The sequence below is a fragment of the Bacillus marinisedimentorum genome (genome assembly GCF_001644195.2).
GTDB lineage: Bacteria > Bacillota > Bacilli > Bacillales > Bacillaceae_O > Bacillus_BL > Bacillus_BL marinisedimentorum.
In genome coordinates, this window is the sequence record NZ_LWBL02000005.1 from 171285 (window position 1) to 186582 (window position 15298).

The 15298-nt window shown below is 45.1% G+C and carries 14 protein-coding genes and 1 riboswitch; of the genes, 1 reads left to right on the plus strand and 13 read right to left on the minus strand.

Going from position 1 to position 15298, the window contains the following annotated elements:
- Positions 1–235 precede the first annotated feature (235 nt).
- From A4U59_RS01300 to A4U59_RS01310, 3 genes are read right to left on the minus strand one after another with little or no spacing between them, the layout of a single operon-like run.
- Entirely contained in the window at positions 236–1060 is an 825-nt protein-coding gene (locus tag A4U59_RS01300; RefSeq protein WP_070119481.1) for a MetQ/NlpA family ABC transporter substrate-binding protein, read from the minus strand.
- Between the two features lie 14 nt (positions 1061–1074).
- A complete protein-coding gene (locus A4U59_RS01305; RefSeq protein WP_083270590.1) occupies positions 1075–1674 on the minus strand; it encodes a methionine ABC transporter permease in 600 nt (199 codons plus the stop codon).
- 49 nt (positions 1675–1723) lie between these two features.
- Positions 1724–2749: a methionine ABC transporter ATP-binding protein gene (locus A4U59_RS01310; protein ID WP_070119483.1), complete on the minus strand. Its 1026-nt coding sequence runs from the start codon at positions 2747–2749 to the stop codon at positions 1724–1726.
- Positions 2750–2881: 132 nt separating this feature from the next.
- Positions 2882–2991: riboswitch (SAM riboswitch) on the minus strand.
- A 180-nt stretch (positions 2992–3171) separates the two neighbouring features.
- On the opposite strand from A4U59_RS01310, the gene A4U59_RS01315 reads away from it, so the two are divergent.
- Positions 3172–3660, plus strand: coding sequence for a peroxiredoxin family protein (locus A4U59_RS01315; RefSeq protein WP_157888107.1), 489 nt, complete (start codon positions 3172–3174; stop codon positions 3658–3660).
- On the opposite strand, the gene A4U59_RS21585 is transcribed toward A4U59_RS01315, so the two are convergent.
- The 10 genes from A4U59_RS21585 to A4U59_RS01370 all read right to left on the minus strand — a co-directional run bounded on the left by A4U59_RS21585 (position 3653) and on the right by A4U59_RS01370 (position 14769).
- Positions 3653–4093, minus strand: coding sequence for a hypothetical protein (locus A4U59_RS21585; protein WP_169823888.1), 441 nt, complete (start codon positions 4091–4093; stop codon positions 3653–3655). The genes A4U59_RS01315 and A4U59_RS21585 overlap by 8 nt on opposite strands.
- A 207-nt stretch (positions 4094–4300) precedes the next feature.
- On the minus strand, positions 4301–5422 hold the full coding sequence (locus A4U59_RS01325) for an anti-sigma factor domain-containing protein (protein WP_070119486.1): 1122 nt from the start codon (positions 5420–5422) through the stop codon (positions 4301–4303).
- 12 nt (positions 5423–5434) lie between these two features.
- The gene (gene sigI, locus A4U59_RS01330) at positions 5435–6187 is read right to left on the minus strand and encodes an RNA polymerase sigma-I factor (RefSeq protein WP_070119487.1); all 753 of its coding nucleotides are present in this window, start codon (positions 6185–6187) and stop codon (positions 5435–5437) included.
- Positions 6188–7261: 1074 nt separating this feature from the next.
- Entirely contained in the window at positions 7262–7585 is a 324-nt protein-coding gene (locus tag A4U59_RS01340) for a thioredoxin family protein (protein WP_070119489.1), read from the minus strand.
- On the minus strand, positions 7582–7950 hold the full coding sequence (locus tag A4U59_RS01345; RefSeq protein ID WP_083270584.1) for a toprim domain-containing protein: 369 nt from the start codon (positions 7948–7950) through the stop codon (positions 7582–7584). The genes A4U59_RS01340 and A4U59_RS01345 overlap by 4 nt, the downstream gene beginning before the upstream one ends.
- 232 nt (positions 7951–8182) lie before the next feature.
- The gene (gene gcvH / locus A4U59_RS01350) at positions 8183–8569 is read right to left on the minus strand and encodes a glycine cleavage system protein GcvH (RefSeq protein ID WP_070119490.1); all 387 of its coding nucleotides are present in this window, start codon (positions 8567–8569) and stop codon (positions 8183–8185) included.
- Positions 8570–8619: 50 nt separating this feature from the next.
- Positions 8620–8982, minus strand: coding sequence for an arsenate reductase family protein (locus tag A4U59_RS01355; RefSeq protein WP_070119491.1), 363 nt, complete (start codon positions 8980–8982; stop codon positions 8620–8622).
- Between the two features lie 240 nt (positions 8983–9222).
- A complete protein-coding gene (locus A4U59_RS01360) occupies positions 9223–11007 on the minus strand; it encodes an acyl-CoA dehydrogenase family protein (RefSeq protein WP_106406273.1) in 1785 nt (594 codons plus the stop codon).
- Between the two features lie 137 nt (positions 11008–11144).
- Positions 11145–12320, minus strand: a complete 1176-nt coding sequence (locus tag A4U59_RS01365) for an acetyl-CoA C-acetyltransferase (RefSeq protein WP_070119493.1) — start codon at positions 12318–12320, stop codon at positions 11145–11147.
- Positions 12321–12372: 52 nt separating this feature from the next.
- Positions 12373–14769, minus strand: a complete 2397-nt coding sequence (locus A4U59_RS01370; RefSeq protein ID WP_070119494.1) for a 3-hydroxyacyl-CoA dehydrogenase/enoyl-CoA hydratase family protein — start codon at positions 14767–14769, stop codon at positions 12373–12375.
- Positions 14770–15298: the final 529 nt, after the last annotated feature.

The following is a 15298-nucleotide window of genomic DNA, read 5'->3' on the forward strand; positions in this document are numbered from 1 at the left end:
AATTTGGTTCGTGATTATTATGATGCATATAAATAGGAACTATCCCGCTTTTTTATGGGCTGCAGAATGTAATGTTGAAAAACAGCCATGAACTAGCTGCTTTTTGCAATTGCACAGGACGCACCCCCTATTGAATACGGAAATAGACCTCTTATCTTGGCGAAGGAATTCGGCGGGAACCAGTGTAAATCACTTGAGGGCATACAAAAAACCCGGCATAAGCCGGGTTTCGCAATTACTCGCCGTCAACAGGAACAACAGCTCCTTTGTATTCTTCTTCAATGAAGGTCTGAATCTCTTCTGAACGCAGCACTTCAACAAGCGTCTTGATGTTTTCATTATCCTTATCCTTTTCCCGGACAGCGATGACGTTGACATAAGGAGAATTTGAACCTTCGAGGGCAATTGCATCCTCCATCGGATTCAACCCTGCATCGATCGCATAGTTCGTATTGATCAGGACAGCATCGCCTTCGTTGTTTTCATATGCACGCGGAAGCATTCCGGCATCAATATCAGCCTTAAAATTCAGGTTTTTCGGATTTTCTTCAATATCTTCAAGAGTCGCGTTCGTTTTTTCCACGCCTTCTTTAAGTTTGATCAAGCCTTCTTCTTCCAGAAGGGAAAGCATGCGGCCGTGGTCTGCAACAGAGTTGCTCATGACAACCGTTGCACCTTCCGGCAGGTCGTTCAAGCTTTTATATTCCTGGGAATAAACACCGATAGGCTCAATATGGATTCCTCCAGCGTTGACAAAGTCATACCCGTGTTTTTTCTTCTGATCTTCCAGATATGGTATGTGCTGGAAGTAGTTTGCATCAAGCTCACCTTCTTCAAGAGCCTTATTTGGAAGAATATAATCCTGGAATGTTTCAATCTGAAGGTCAACGCCTTTTTCTTCAAGGAGCGGCTTGGCTTCTTCAAGTATTTCTGAATGGGGTACATTTGAAGCACCGACAACAAGCTTCTTGCTCTCTCCGCTTCCACTTTCATTTCCGCCGCATGCGGCCAGTACCCCGATTAATAATACAATGCTAATTGTAAGAATTAGTTTTTTCATGATGAAAAATCCTCCTAGCGTTTATCTATTTTGTTTACTGCTATATCACCAATAAATTGGAGAACAAATACAATGAGCAAGATGACGATTGTTGCGACGACTGTCACATCATTATGGCTGCGCTGGAATCCCTCAAGATAAGCAAGGTCCCCTAGCCCGCCGGCTCCAACTACTCCTGCCATCGCTGTGTAGCCTACAAGTGCAATCGCGGTGACAGTAATACCGGATATAAGAGCCGGCATTGATTCCGGCAAAAATACTTTGAATATGATTGTCCATGTACTTGCACCCATCGCCCGCGAGGCTTCGATGACGCCTTTATCAATTTCACGGAGGGCGATTTCCACCATCCTGGCATAAAAGGGCGCCGCTCCGAAAATAAGCGCCGGCAATGCCGCTTTTGCTCCCAGCATTGAGCCGACCAGCAGCTTTGTAAAAGGAATCAGCAATATAATTAATATAATGAAAGGAATCGACCTGAATATATTTACATATCCTGCAATAATACTATTCAACAGCCTGTTTTCCCACAGATTTCCCCGTGAGGTCAAAAACAGCAATAGGCCTAATACAATCCCCAAAATGAAAGTGGCGGCAACAGAAATCACAGTCATATACAATGTTTCCAGCGTCGCTTCCCAGACTTTATCCCAAATGACATTTTCAAACACTTTGCAGCACCTCTGCTTCCACTCCGCGTTTCCTGATATGGCTGATTGCCCGGTTCACTTCATCATCATCTCCGGAGAAATGGACAAACAATGTCCCATATGTGCCGCTGTTTGTCTGCTGCACTTTGCCCTGCAGAATGTTGACGATCACTTCGAATTTCTTAATCGTTTCATTTATGACAGGCTCTTCCGCGTCATTCCCGATGAACGTCAGTTGAATAACCTTGCCGTGTTCATACTGGGCAAGCAGATGCTCAATCGTTTCTTCAGCTTCATCAGGCTCGGTCACCTGTTTCACAAACCGTCTCGTCACTTGCTGTTTCGGTTTTCGGAATACATCTCTAACGTTTCCTTCTTCAACAACACGGCCGTTTTCCATAACCGCTACCCGGTGGCTGATTTTATGAATGACATGCATCTCATGAGTAATCAACACAATTGTCAGGCCGAATCGCTCATTAATATCAACGAGCAGGTCAAGAATCGAATCGGTCGTTTCCGGGTCAAGTGCAGATGTTGCTTCATCGCATAGCAGCACTTTCGGATTATTGGCAAGGGCGCGTGCGATTCCGACACGCTGTTTCTGGCCTCCGCTCAACTCAGATGGATATGCATCTTCGCGCCCCTGCAGGCCGACAAGCCGAATCAGCTCGAGGACCCGTTCGTTCCGTTCCTTTTTGGCTACTCTTGATATCTCGAGCGGAAATGCAATATTATCATAGACCGTTCGTGACCAGAGCAGATTGAAATGCTGAAACACCATTCCGATCTCCTGGCGGGCAAGCCTGAGTTCACGGCCGGATAACGTATTCATATTCCAATCACCGACTGTGATTGTGCCTCCTGTAGGCTTTTCCAATCCATTAAGCATACGGATCAGCGTACTTTTCCCTGCACCGCTGTATCCAATAATGCCGTATATTTCACCGTTTTGGATCGTAAGGTTTACATCTTTGACAGCTTCGATCGGTCCCTTTTTGGACTTAAAGACTTTCTCGATATTGGATAACTGTATCATGCTGTTTCCTCATTTCTTCCATAAATAATGACATCTGCATTTTAAGGCGCATCCAAAAAAAGTGTTCACCCATTCAATATAAAAAAACCTTTCTGCACAGATGAGCAGAAAGGTTTAATGAACAATTCCTTTCTCTCATCTCCCAAAGCCTCAGCTTTGCAGGAATTGGCACCTTTACAAGCATCATGCCTGCCGGTTGCCGGGTTTCATCGGGCCAGTCCCTCCACCTCTCGTGATAAGAGTCAATCACACTTTATTGAGTTAAACGACTAATGTTTTTGAAACTAATGAAGATATTAGCACGCCTATCATTAGCTGTCAACAAAATAGTCCAAAAAAACAGCTTAAACGACACGGGCTGACAATTGCGTACAGCCGCCTTTTCCTTTACGATGGGAAACAGAAACTTGATGAAGTTTAACATGAAAAGAAGAACACTGCCGGCAGCTTACCCAGCGGAAACCGGCTATAGTTGGGAGGATGGTTTGATGAAGGCACCGGGGTTCACATTAAAGGACATACAAACAGGAAACCTTGTATCTTTGGATGACTACAGAGGAAAAAATGTCATGATCACGTTCTGGGTATCATGGTGTCCGGACTGCCAGCGGGATTTGCCTCAAAAAGATGCTTTTTATAAAACACTTCCTGCAGAAACAGACCTGGCATTCATTACAATCAACGTAACAGGGCGTGAGGCCAGTACGGAAAACGCTTTAAAGATGGCACGCGAACAGCAGTGGACATTCCCTATCCTTATGGATGAGGGGACAAACGCATATGATGCCTATCAATGCACAGGGGTGCCTGCCACATTTTTGCTTAACCAGCATCATGAAATCGAAGCCTCATTTGATGACCGTGCTGATTTCATGGACATCATCCAATCACTCGGCACACTGCTCAAATGATGTTTTGGCCGTGATGCTTGCTCATCAGAAAAAGGGACTCCAGCCAGAGCTTATTCCTGAATGTACACTTGACTGAGAGCTCTTTATCCCGTTCAAGGGTGCGGAGCGGCTTCATTCCGGTTATCAAATTCACGAGCGCTCCATCGCACCCGCGAATAATTATGTCCGGGCATGTGTCCGGAAGCGCATATAAAAGTCGCAGCCCTTTATCTGACAACTCCACTGCTGCAGCCTCCTCTTCCGAAAAGAAGAACATCATCATTTCTGGTTTTTTGAATAACGGCTGTAGATGAGGAGCATTTCCCGCACCTGCTATCATTTTTGTTAGCGAAACCACAAACATGTTCATCACCGCTTTCAAGGAAACATCTTTACCCTGGAATTCGCCTTCCCCATCGAATTTCCTTGAAAAATCGTCCGACAATATTTTCAAAAAGCGGATGTGCGGCTGTTTGTGTAAAAGTTGACACGCTGCAGATCGGAAGTTATATTTGCGCATTAAGGCAGAACCCGGTCATTTTTTGTCACTCAGTGCTTCACCGTTACCAAAACAGAAAACACAGGCTTTAAAAAAGCCTGTGTCATTATTTCCCGAGAAATAAGGTAATATGTAAAAACAAATCGCCTTTTTCTCCGCTATTTATTGGTTATTTTTGCCGTTGGAATTATTTTGCTGTTTGTTGACTTTGTTTTTACCCTGGCTGTTATTTTGCTTTTTATCTTTCTGTTTGTTGCCGCCAGCATTACTCTTGCCTTCTTTATCAACTGAATCGGACTTATTCATTGAGCCATTATTTGTTTTTTTTTCAGCGTTTCCTTTTCCATTCCCGTTGGAATGACCATTTGACTTTCCAGTCTGGCCCGGCGGTTCCTTGTCTTCAAACCCAGGAGCGCCCTGCTTCTCGTTCTTCTTTATTTGGCCAGGTGCATTTGAATTAGGTACGGCTTTTTCATCTTTATTGCCTCCGGCATGCTGAATATTTACTCCCTTTCCATTTTTATCCATTTCAGGGCGTGGTTCGGCTTTCTTTTTCAGTTCAGTTACTGAAAGTGTCTTAGCCTCATCCATTGTCAGCTCGTTCCCCTGTTTGACAGCATCTTCATAAACAAGGTATTTACCGGTAGAAATGCCGTTCTGTTTAGCATGTTCCCTTGTTTCTTCATCAGCATATACAACTTTTACGGCGATCTCTTCATTTTGTGTTAATAGACGGTTTTGTACTGCAACGAGCTCGCGTGCAAGTGCTTGCTGCATTTTCTCTTTGTCATTTTTATCTTCCAGCATTGATGTGGAAGCAAGCAGTACATCCTGATTAGAGTTAAAATATCCCTTTTCTTTTATTAGTGCAACAACCGATTCTACAAACTCGGCAAGCGGCAAGCCTTTCAACTTATCTATTTCTTTTTGCAACGCCTTGCCATCATCGTTCAGCGAGGTGTACTCAAGGACCTTCATGTCCTGGTTCACCCCGACTTCCATACTGGGATTCACATCAATACTTACATACGCCGCTACTGGCTCGGTATTGAACGAAAAAATCCCGGCAAACGCGATAATAAACGCCGCAACTGCAGCTGCCACAGTAATTGACGGTGCGAATGAAGGAAACACCCGCTTTTGAGGTTCTTCAGGGATTAAAATTTCTTCTCCGAGCTGCACATCCTGGCCTTTTTTCAGACGGATTTGCTCGAATGCCCCGTTCCTCGTCATGACAACCGCTTTCTTACGGTTAATTTCCATTATGATTCCGCGTTTCACCATTGACTCCCCCCTTTATATCTCAATGTAAGACTGTAATGAATGAAAATCGCCAAGATATATTAGCGCAACTGCTATTATATACTTTCGATTTCTCTCTATTGTTTTACGACTGCAATCCACCATTTTTTCTATATTTTTTATCGGCAGCCTTTTTTTGTCTTTGAGATAGCGGGAGAGTTCTTCGTCGTGCGCGATCAAATAAGCGATTTCTTTCGCATTATCACGTGCATCAATATGTTTCGGACAATGTTTAACAAGTGCTTCAAAGGTTATATCATACTGTGCAAGCAATTTTTGATATTCCATGATTTCAGTTACCCGTTCAGCGCTTTCCTCTTCCCGGGTATACTGGTCAATAGACGCCTTTTGTTCTGCGAACGTTTCCTCCTGGACATTGTCTTCAGTCTCTTCCTCATAATGGAACACGAGGTTGCGGGTCTGGCGCTGTTCCCTTCGGATATGGTCAATCACGCGCCTGCGGATAACCATGTTGGCAAATGTCAAGAAGCGGCTGCCCTCTTTTTCTGAATACTGGTCAATCGCTTCATTAAATGCCGTTAGACCGACACTGTATTCATCCATCTCTTCATTTACATAACGATGACAAACTTTTGATATCACTTTTTTTATAAATGGCTGATATTCTTTGATCAAATCATTTCTGGTCAAATAATCCCCCTGCTGCGCAAGGGTGACTTTTTCTTCTATCGTTTCAGGATTTCGCGTAAATCGCTTTTTTAAAACACCCATGCTTAACGGTGCCATTCCATTCACCTCATCCTTATTAGACGTTTGAGTTGGGGATTGAGAGATGATCCAAACCACCCTGCCGCTTTTTCAGCAAAAAGGGCACACAACGTTTATACCACATGTAGAGCAGTCAAGAGAATGTTTGCAATCGAATTGTTTTTAAACCGTAAAATAGCATCCTTTTCTTTCATATTATTGGTATTTTTATCCAGTGAAAAAAATCCAATTGCCGAAAGATTATGTAATTACTGGAATTGTATTCAAAATATTCACAGTAAATTCACTTCTTAAATTACTATATCCAACAATTTATTTTTTGTAAAAACATTTATCGCATATTTCGCTAAACATACTGAAATTGAGACAAACGGCCCGGGTCCTGGGAAGTTATTTGCATGAATGCCGTGCACCCGTCTTAAAAATAAAGGTTACTGGATATTCATGTTATACATTAAACAAACGGGCAGGATTGCGGAATAAGGAAATCCGCTGTCATGTATCTTGCCCGCTCCTTTAAACTGCAGACAATCGCTTCAATCCACTCAGTTGCAACATCAATTCAGGGAAAAGAAACACAGAAGCTGTATCAGGTGCATCAACTTGCCACCCAGACAGTTCTGAAAGTATACTCGTTCAATTCCCGTATAGGCCGCCATGGCTTTTACTTCCAAGCAGAACGCGGTTTGTTACCTCCCCGCGCATTTGCTAATCACCTGAATCGGTCAATTGGTGATGTGGGGGCTTTCATTCGACTAGTTTCTCAGCCTTGCCGGCTGCTCCGCGGAAATTAACAACCGTTCTAAAATGCAACTTTTCGAAGAGGCTATTGAAGAGTTTTAATTTCATTAAAGGGTTTGTTAGGTCAATAAGGTGATATATTGAAAAATGTTCAGACTTCCAGGCATTTTCACAGCGTGTATTATTTTAATTGCCTTGTAATTTCGGTGTGATTCATATAGTGATTTTTGATGCCGTTTGACTTTTTTCCTTCAAATCCTAATCCTCCAGCAAGAAACCTGGACGTTTATATGGTTTAGACTGCAGTCACTCGGATTATCTAGTGGGTGCTTGTATTTTTACAATGGAGGTTCAATGACGGAGTCTGCTCATCCAATGTTTTTTCAGCTTTTTGTTTACGTGCTCCACTGAATGGAACGCATACATTTTTTCAGTGCCGCCTGCACCATATAACAGCAGGCACGGAACACTTTCAATCTCCCATTGTTCTGCTATCGCTGGCATTATATTAAGATTCCCTTTCAGAATCTGCAGCCCTGGCTGCATTGCTTCCGTTACTTCAAGCATTTTACCTGCCAATTTGCACGTTCCGCACATTGGTGTATAAAAGTAAACAGCGCCTGTCTGTCCGCTGTTAATGGCCTGGAGGATATCCTGTTGCTTCGCATCCTTCATCTGTTTTCACTTCCCGGTCCTATTAGGAATTCAGGGTGGATATTAATATCTGCGCTTGCAAGCACCATGGCAAGGTGCTGCTCAGGCGCGGCAGCGACTTCTTTGTAGACACGATCAATATATAGATGGCGGGCAAACGGAAACTCTTGTACAAATTGCCGCCTTAGTTTATCTCCGGAATAATCTGCATCAACCAGAATATATAGGTCAAGGTCATAAAACATTTCCACCCACTCATCAAGCTTTTCAACACCCATCGTTCCGTGTGTGCAAACGATCTGTACATTTTCATTTATGATCGGCTGGATTTTTTTCTTATCTGACTTTCCTTCTACGATAATCACTTTCTTTACCCGGTCCTCCATGTAGGTCACCTGCTTTTTAAATATCTTTTCGGTTTCTCTTACTATTGTATACATAGATTACCCGTTTTCTTCTATTAGTTTGTTTGGTAACAATTCCAATCCGGCAAGTTTGTATTAATGAAACGCTAAACACTCTATCAAGTCTGCAGCGGGGCCTTGCAGCCGCTTGGCATGTACATCTTTTTTACAGCATAACAAAACCCCGGTTTGCACCGGGGTTTTTCGTTAGTTTTTAGTCTTCTTCACTTACCATTTCCTGATATTGTTCTGCCGTCATCAGGCTATCGATTTCGCCTGTATCTTGAGGCTCAACGATGACCATCCATGCTTTTTCATATGGAGACTCGTTGACAAGCTCAGGGCTGTCTTCAAGCTCGCTGTTGATTTCGACAACTTTTCCGCTTAGCGGAGCATACAATTCAGAAACCGTTTTTACAGATTCAACACTGCCAAACGGCTCATCTGTTTTGATTTCATCTCCGACCTCCGGCAATTCGACAAAAACGATATCGCCAAGTTCTGACTGAGCGAAGTCGGTAATTCCGATGCGGACCTTGCCGTCTTCTGTTTTTACCCATTCGTGTTCTTCTGAGTAACGGAAATCCTTAGGTAAGTTCATTGCAAAAATCCCTCCATAGAAAAATGTTTTTAGCTAAAATCACGGGTTCTTTAACTATTTCCCCATGTTTTTTCATAATCCTCTTCTTTAAAGCCGACTGTCACCCTATCGCCATCAACGGCAATCGGCCGCTTGATCAGCATGCCGTCCGATGCAAGAATGCCGAGAAGTTCATCGTCTGAAGCGGTTTTCACTTTTTCCTTCAAGTTCTGCTCACGGTATTTTTTTCCGCTTGTATTAAAAAACTTTTTAATTTCCAAACCGCTCTTTTGATAATAGTCCTCGAGCTCCTCACGTCCCGGGGGATTGTCAGCAATATGTATCTCTTCAAACGGGATGCCGCGCTCTTCCAGCCACTTTTTCGCCTTTCGGCTTGTACCGCATTTCGGATACCAGTAAAACTGTATGGCCATTTAATCCCTCCCATCAATAAAGGTAAGTATATTGTATCACAACAGGGATTTGAAATTCTAATTATCCAATCATTCTTTTGAGCCTGTTTTACAACAGCTGAAAAAGGTGATTTTCACAGCGGCTAAAACGGTTATCCCCGAAGCGCAACCGCTTTGCGGCTGGATATGAAATTATATCAAACTATCGGAAAAGCAAAAAACGGACCGCAGCTGCGGCCCGCTTTTCCTTCCTGAAACAAATCAGACTACATATTTTTCTTCTTCAAGAACCGTTTTTGCGATTTCACGTTTTTTGACAATGACATTAATCGGCGTACGGCGTGTCAGCTTGCGCAATGATGAAAGCATCATGCGAAGCGTATCACCGGACTCAACCGCTACAAGTGTTTCTTTCGCATGGCCTTCAATGCGGTTCATCGCTTCTTCACAATAAACCTGCGTCATAAGGAGCTTCTGCTTGTTTTTGGCTTCGCCTGTCTTGTCGATCGCCTTTTCTGTGCGAAGTAAGGCAGATTCCATCGCAAACACTTCACCTACGATATCGGCAATGTTAGCAAGTATTTCTTGCTCATCGTTCAATGCTTTGCCATATTTTTGAGCGGCAAGGCCTGCTGCCAGAAGTGCTACTTTCTTGGCGTTGCGGACCATATATTTTTCCTGCTCAAGCGCCTCGTCTCCCGGCTCTTCCGGCATCATCATCATCAGTTCTTCTTGAAGTGATTGTGCTTTTTGAAGAAGCGGCAGCTCATTTTTCATCGCCTTGCGCAGCAATGTGCCAGGGACGATCAGGCGGTTGATTTCATTTGTCCCTTCAAAAATCCGGTTAATCCGGGAGTCACGGTAAATGCGTTCCACTTCATATTCAGCCATGAATCCGTATCCGCCGTGGATTTGGACAGCTTCATCGACTACATAATCAAGCGCTTCGGTGCCGAACACTTTATTAAGTGAGCATTCGATCGCGTATTCGCCTATTGCGGCGCCGACTTTTGCACCGTCTTTCATTTCTTCTTCGCTAAGTGCATTCAGGCGGTCTTCGAGCAAGCCGATCGTCCGGTAAACCGCTGCTTCATTTGCATATGTCTGGGCAGCCATTGTACCGAGTTTTTCCTGAATTAAGCTGAACTTCGCGATTGGCTGCTTGAACTGCTGGCGCTCGTTTGCATATTTAGCAGCAAGCTCAAGTGTGCGCTTCGCTCCGCCTACTGCACCAAGACCCAGCTTGTAGCGGCCGACGTTCAAAATATTGAAGGCAATGACATGGCCTTTGCCTGGTTCAAACAGAAGGTTTTCTTTCGGAACCGGTACGTCTTCCAGAATCAATGTACGCGTAGATGAACTCTTGATTCCCATTTTCTTTTCTTCCGGGCCAGTTGAAACGCCAGGATAGTCACGCTCTACAATGAATGCAGAGAAATGCTCGCCGTCAATTTTTGCATAAACAATGAAAACATCAGCAAACGCGGAGTTTGTGATCCATTGCTTCTCACCATTAAGAACGTAGTGCGTTCCTTCACCGTTCAACTTTGCAGTCGTTTTTGCACTGAGCGCATCTGAACCGGAGCCCGGCTCTGTCAGGGCGTACGCTGCAATAAGCTCACCTGATGCAAGCTTCGGAAGGTAACGCTGCTTCTGTTCTTCGTTACCGAAAAACACAATCGGAAGGGAACCGATTCCGACGTGTGCACCGTGGGTTACAGAAAATCCGCCTGCAAGTGAAAATTTCTCTGTTATCAGTGAAGAACTGATTTTATCAAGTCCGAGGCCGCCGTATTCCTCAGGAACGTCAGCTCCAAGAAGACCTAGTTCGCCAGCTTCCTTCAATAGCTTTACGGAACGGTCAAACTCGTGATTTTCAAGGTATTCTAATTGTGGAACGACTTCATTTACGACAAAGTCCTCTGTCGTTTTCGCGATCATTTTATGCTCATCTGTAAAGTCTTCAGGTGTATAAACAGCGTCAGGGGAAATGTCATCAATCAGAAATCCGCCGCCTTTTTGTAACTCATCGACCTTATTTGCCATTTGGATACCCTCCCGGTAAAAGTAATTCATTCTCATATTTTATTGATCCGCCGGCGCAGGATTGCTCCGGCGGGAAATACCACAAGGTGACAGGCACCTGTCGATGTTTGTCGATAATCGACAAGTGACAGGCACCATTACAGAAGTTCAAATACGCCTGCTGCTCCCATTCCACCGCCGATGCACATTGTGACAACACCGAATTGCTCATTCCGGCGCTTCATCTCGTGGACGAGGGACAGGGTGAGCTTTGTTCCTGTCATGCCAAGCGGATGGCCAAGTGCGATTGCCCCGCCGTTGACGTTCACTTTATCCTCATCAAGGCCGAGTTCACGGATAACCTGAATCGACTGGGAGGCAAATGCCTCATTCAGTTCGAACAATCCGATATCAGAAACTTCGAGACCAGCCAGTTTCAGTGCTTTCGGAATGGCGGCGACAGGGCCGACACCCATGATTTCCGGAGGTACACCGCCTACAGCGAAGGAGCGGAACTTTGCGATTGGCTTAAGCCCTTCCGCATCCGCTTTTTCACGGTCCATAATAAGGACTGCAGCTGCACCATCACTCATTTGCGAGGCATTTCCAGCTGTGACGCTTCCGCCCACTTGGAATGCGGGCTTCAGCTTCGCAAGTGTTTCCATGCTGGTTCCTTCACGGACGCCTTCATCTGTATCAAACATAAATGTTTCCTCAACCAGCTTGTTATCACGCCCGACATAGCGGCGGACCACTTCTACCGGCACAATTTCGTCTTTGAACTTTCCCTCTTTGATTGCGCGCCCGGCGCGTTCATGGGAACGAACCGCAAATGCATCTTGATCTTCACGGCTGATGCCGTATTTTTGTGCAACCTGTTCAGCCGTATGACCCATGCTCATGTAATATTCCGGTGCATTTTCAACGAGAGTTGGATTCAGCCTGATGACATGGCCGCCCATCGGAATAAGGCTCATTGATTCGGCGCCCCCGGAAAGGATCGTATCCGAATGGCCGAGCATGATCCGTTCTGCACCGTAGGCAATGCTCTGCAGACCAGAAGAACAATAACGGTTTATCGTTATGCCTGGCGTTTCATGGCTTAAGCCGGCGAGTGCGCCGATATTGCGGGCCATGTTCATTCCCTGTTCCGCTTCAGGCATTGCACACCCGATAATGACATCATCTATATTGCCGTCGTAACCGCCTGCACGTTTCAACGTCTCTTTTACAGCAATGGCACCGAGATCATCCGGCCTCACGTTGGCAAGGCTTCCTTTTTTCGCCTTTCCGACCGGTGTTCTGGCACCTGCTACGATAACTGCTTCTTTCACACTTTTTCCCCCCTGCATGGTTTGGTTTCCGTTTCATCCAGTGACGGAATCATCAATTGCGAAGCGGCTTTCCTTTCAGAAGCATGTGCTGCATCCGCTGCATTGTCTTCGGTTCGGCGATCAAGCTTAAAAACGCTTCCCTTTCAAGGTCGAGCAAGTATTGCTCATCGACTTTTGTTCCGTATGGCACTTTTCCGCCCGCAATGACATAAGCAAGTTTTTTCGCAATCTTGAAGTCATGGTCGGAAATGTATCCGCTCAGTTTCATAGCTTCAGCGCCAAGCACCATCGTCGCATAACCTGTTTCGCCGACAACCGGCACACTGGCCCTTTTCGGTGCCACGTATCCTTTTTCGGCAAGTGCAAGCACGGTCTGTTTCGCATCATAGATTAGATGGTCACCGTTTATACTGATGCCGTCCATCTCCCGAAGGAATGTATTTTCACGCGCTTCCTGTGCCGAAGTGGATACTTTCGCCATAGCGATTTTTTCAAATGTCGCATTCGCGGCCTTCTGCAGGTCAAAATTGACACCTTTCGGCAGCTGACTGATATGGCGGAGATAAAGTTCCTTGTTTCCGCCGCCGCCTGGAATCAATCCTACGCCAACTTCAACAAGACCCATGTATGTTTCCATTGAAGCCTGCAATCTTGCAGCCGGCATTGAAACTTCGGCACCGCCGCCCAGTGTCATGCCAAATGGAGCAGCAACGACCGGTTTCGGGCTGTATTTGATATTCATCATCGCATTCTGGAATTGGCGGACGACCATATCGATTTCAAAGATGTTGCCGTCTTGCGCTTCCATCAGCATCATGGCAAGGTTGGCACCGACGCAGAAGTTTTTGCCCTGGTTCCCGATTACAAGACCTTCATAATTCTTCTCAACTTCTTCTAATGAGTAGTTGATCATCTGGATAATGTCCATGCCGATGGCATTGCTATGCGATGTGAACTCAAGAAGCGCAACACCGTCACCGTTATCTATCAAACTCGCACCGGCGTTTTTCTTAATGACACCCTTCTTTTCTTTCAATCTCTTTATATTGATACTCTTCGGATTTTCCTCAAGCGGTTTATATTCGCCTTCGTCATAATATTGAATGTCACCGTTATCTTTCTTATAGAATGAGGTATGGCCGGATTCCTTCATTTCTTTTATCCAGGCCGGAATTTCAGCACCTTCCGCCTCCATACGCTCGAGCGATTTCTCAAAACCGATGGCATCCCATGTTTCAAACGGGCCGAGTTCCCAGCCAAATCCCCACTTCATCGCATTATCGATCGCAGCGATGTTGTCAGCGATCTCTTTATGGAGTTCTGCAGAATATAAGAGTACCGGTTTCACGATATTCCACAATAATTTACCTGCACGGTCATCCGCATAAACAAGCGCTTTCATTTTCCCGCTTAAGCCTTTGGCCTGCTTCGCCATTTCGGTTGATGCGGTTTTTAGCTTTTTACGCTCGACATATTCCATCGTTTCCGGATCGAGTTCAAGGATTTCCTTGCCTTTGTCCGTCTTCTTCTTCAAGAAAAATCCCTGCCCGGCTTTGCTTCCGATCCAGCCTTTGTCAGCCATTTCTTTCATGAAGTCAGGCACTTCGAATACTTTCTTTTCTTCGCCTTCCACTTTTTCATAAACGTTGTTGGCAACATGGATGAACGTATCCAGACCGACGACATCAAGAGTGCGGAATGTGGCGCTCTTCGGCCTGCCGATCATCGGGCCGGTGACCGAATCCACTTCCCCGATGGAATAGCCGCCTTCGAGCATTTCCCGGACGGTCACAAGCAGACCGTATGTACCGATCCGGTTTCCGATGAAGTTCGGCGTATCTTTTGCAAGAACAACTCCTTTTCCAAGGGTGTCCTCGCCGAAAGTCTTCATATATTCTACAACTTCAGGATCTGTTGCCTTTGTCGGAATGACTTCAAGCAATTTCAGATAGCGCGGCGGGTTGAAAAAGTGAGTGCCGAGGAAATGCGAACGAAAATCATCTGATCTTCCTTCTGACATAGCCTCTACAGAAATCCCGGATGTGTTGGAACTTATAATCGATCCTTCTTTCCGATAGCGATCAACCTGTTCGAACACTTTCTTTTTCACATCGAGGTTCTCGACCACAACTTCGATGACCCAGTCGACATCAGCAAGCTTTTCCATGTCATCTTCCATGTTGCCGGCCGTAATCAAGCCCATGTTGCTTTTGGATGCCAGCGGCGCCGGCTTTTGCTTGAGCAATTTTTGCTTTGCGGTATTCGCAAGGCGGTTACGCACTTCCTTATCATCAAGCGAGAGTCCTTTTTTCTTCTCCTCCTCTGAAAGCTCCCTCGGAACAATGTCCAATAAAAGCGTCGGGATGCCGATATTTGCTAGATGCGCTGCGATTCCTGAACCCATGACTCCTGAACCTAATACAGCTGCTTTCCGTATGTTACGGACCATTCACGTACTCCCCCTTTTGCTTGAATGAATACTCATTCATTTTCTTGTGTAAAAAAAAGAACCCAGAAGCAAGAATGAGTTTCTCTACTATCAACTATAAGAGATTTTAGAAAATTTGGCAATATGAAAACACAAAATTATTTAACAATTCTCAATTTCACGGCATTTGTCGGGTAGCCGAATGACTGACTGTTATTCTTGGGATCCTTGACCCTCTATTTGGAGGGGGGATTTGATTGCCTGGCAATTGCCAGGCAATCTATATAAACTGTGTGAAGTTGCGGACAGTAGGACCTGGCCTGATTGGTGACCGTCTCCGTTCGTGATTTGGCGAGTATAACCGTGAATTTGGCACTAGTCTTGCAAAAAGCTACCTAATTTTGGCTATTCCATCAATTTGTGTAGAACAAGCTTTCGGTGAAGTGTCGATGGATGAACAGGATCAATCTCAAGAAATGCTTGGAAGTCCTCATTGGCACGAAGATTCTCAGAAATACTGTCTAGTGACTCACGCTGGTGGAGTTGGGCT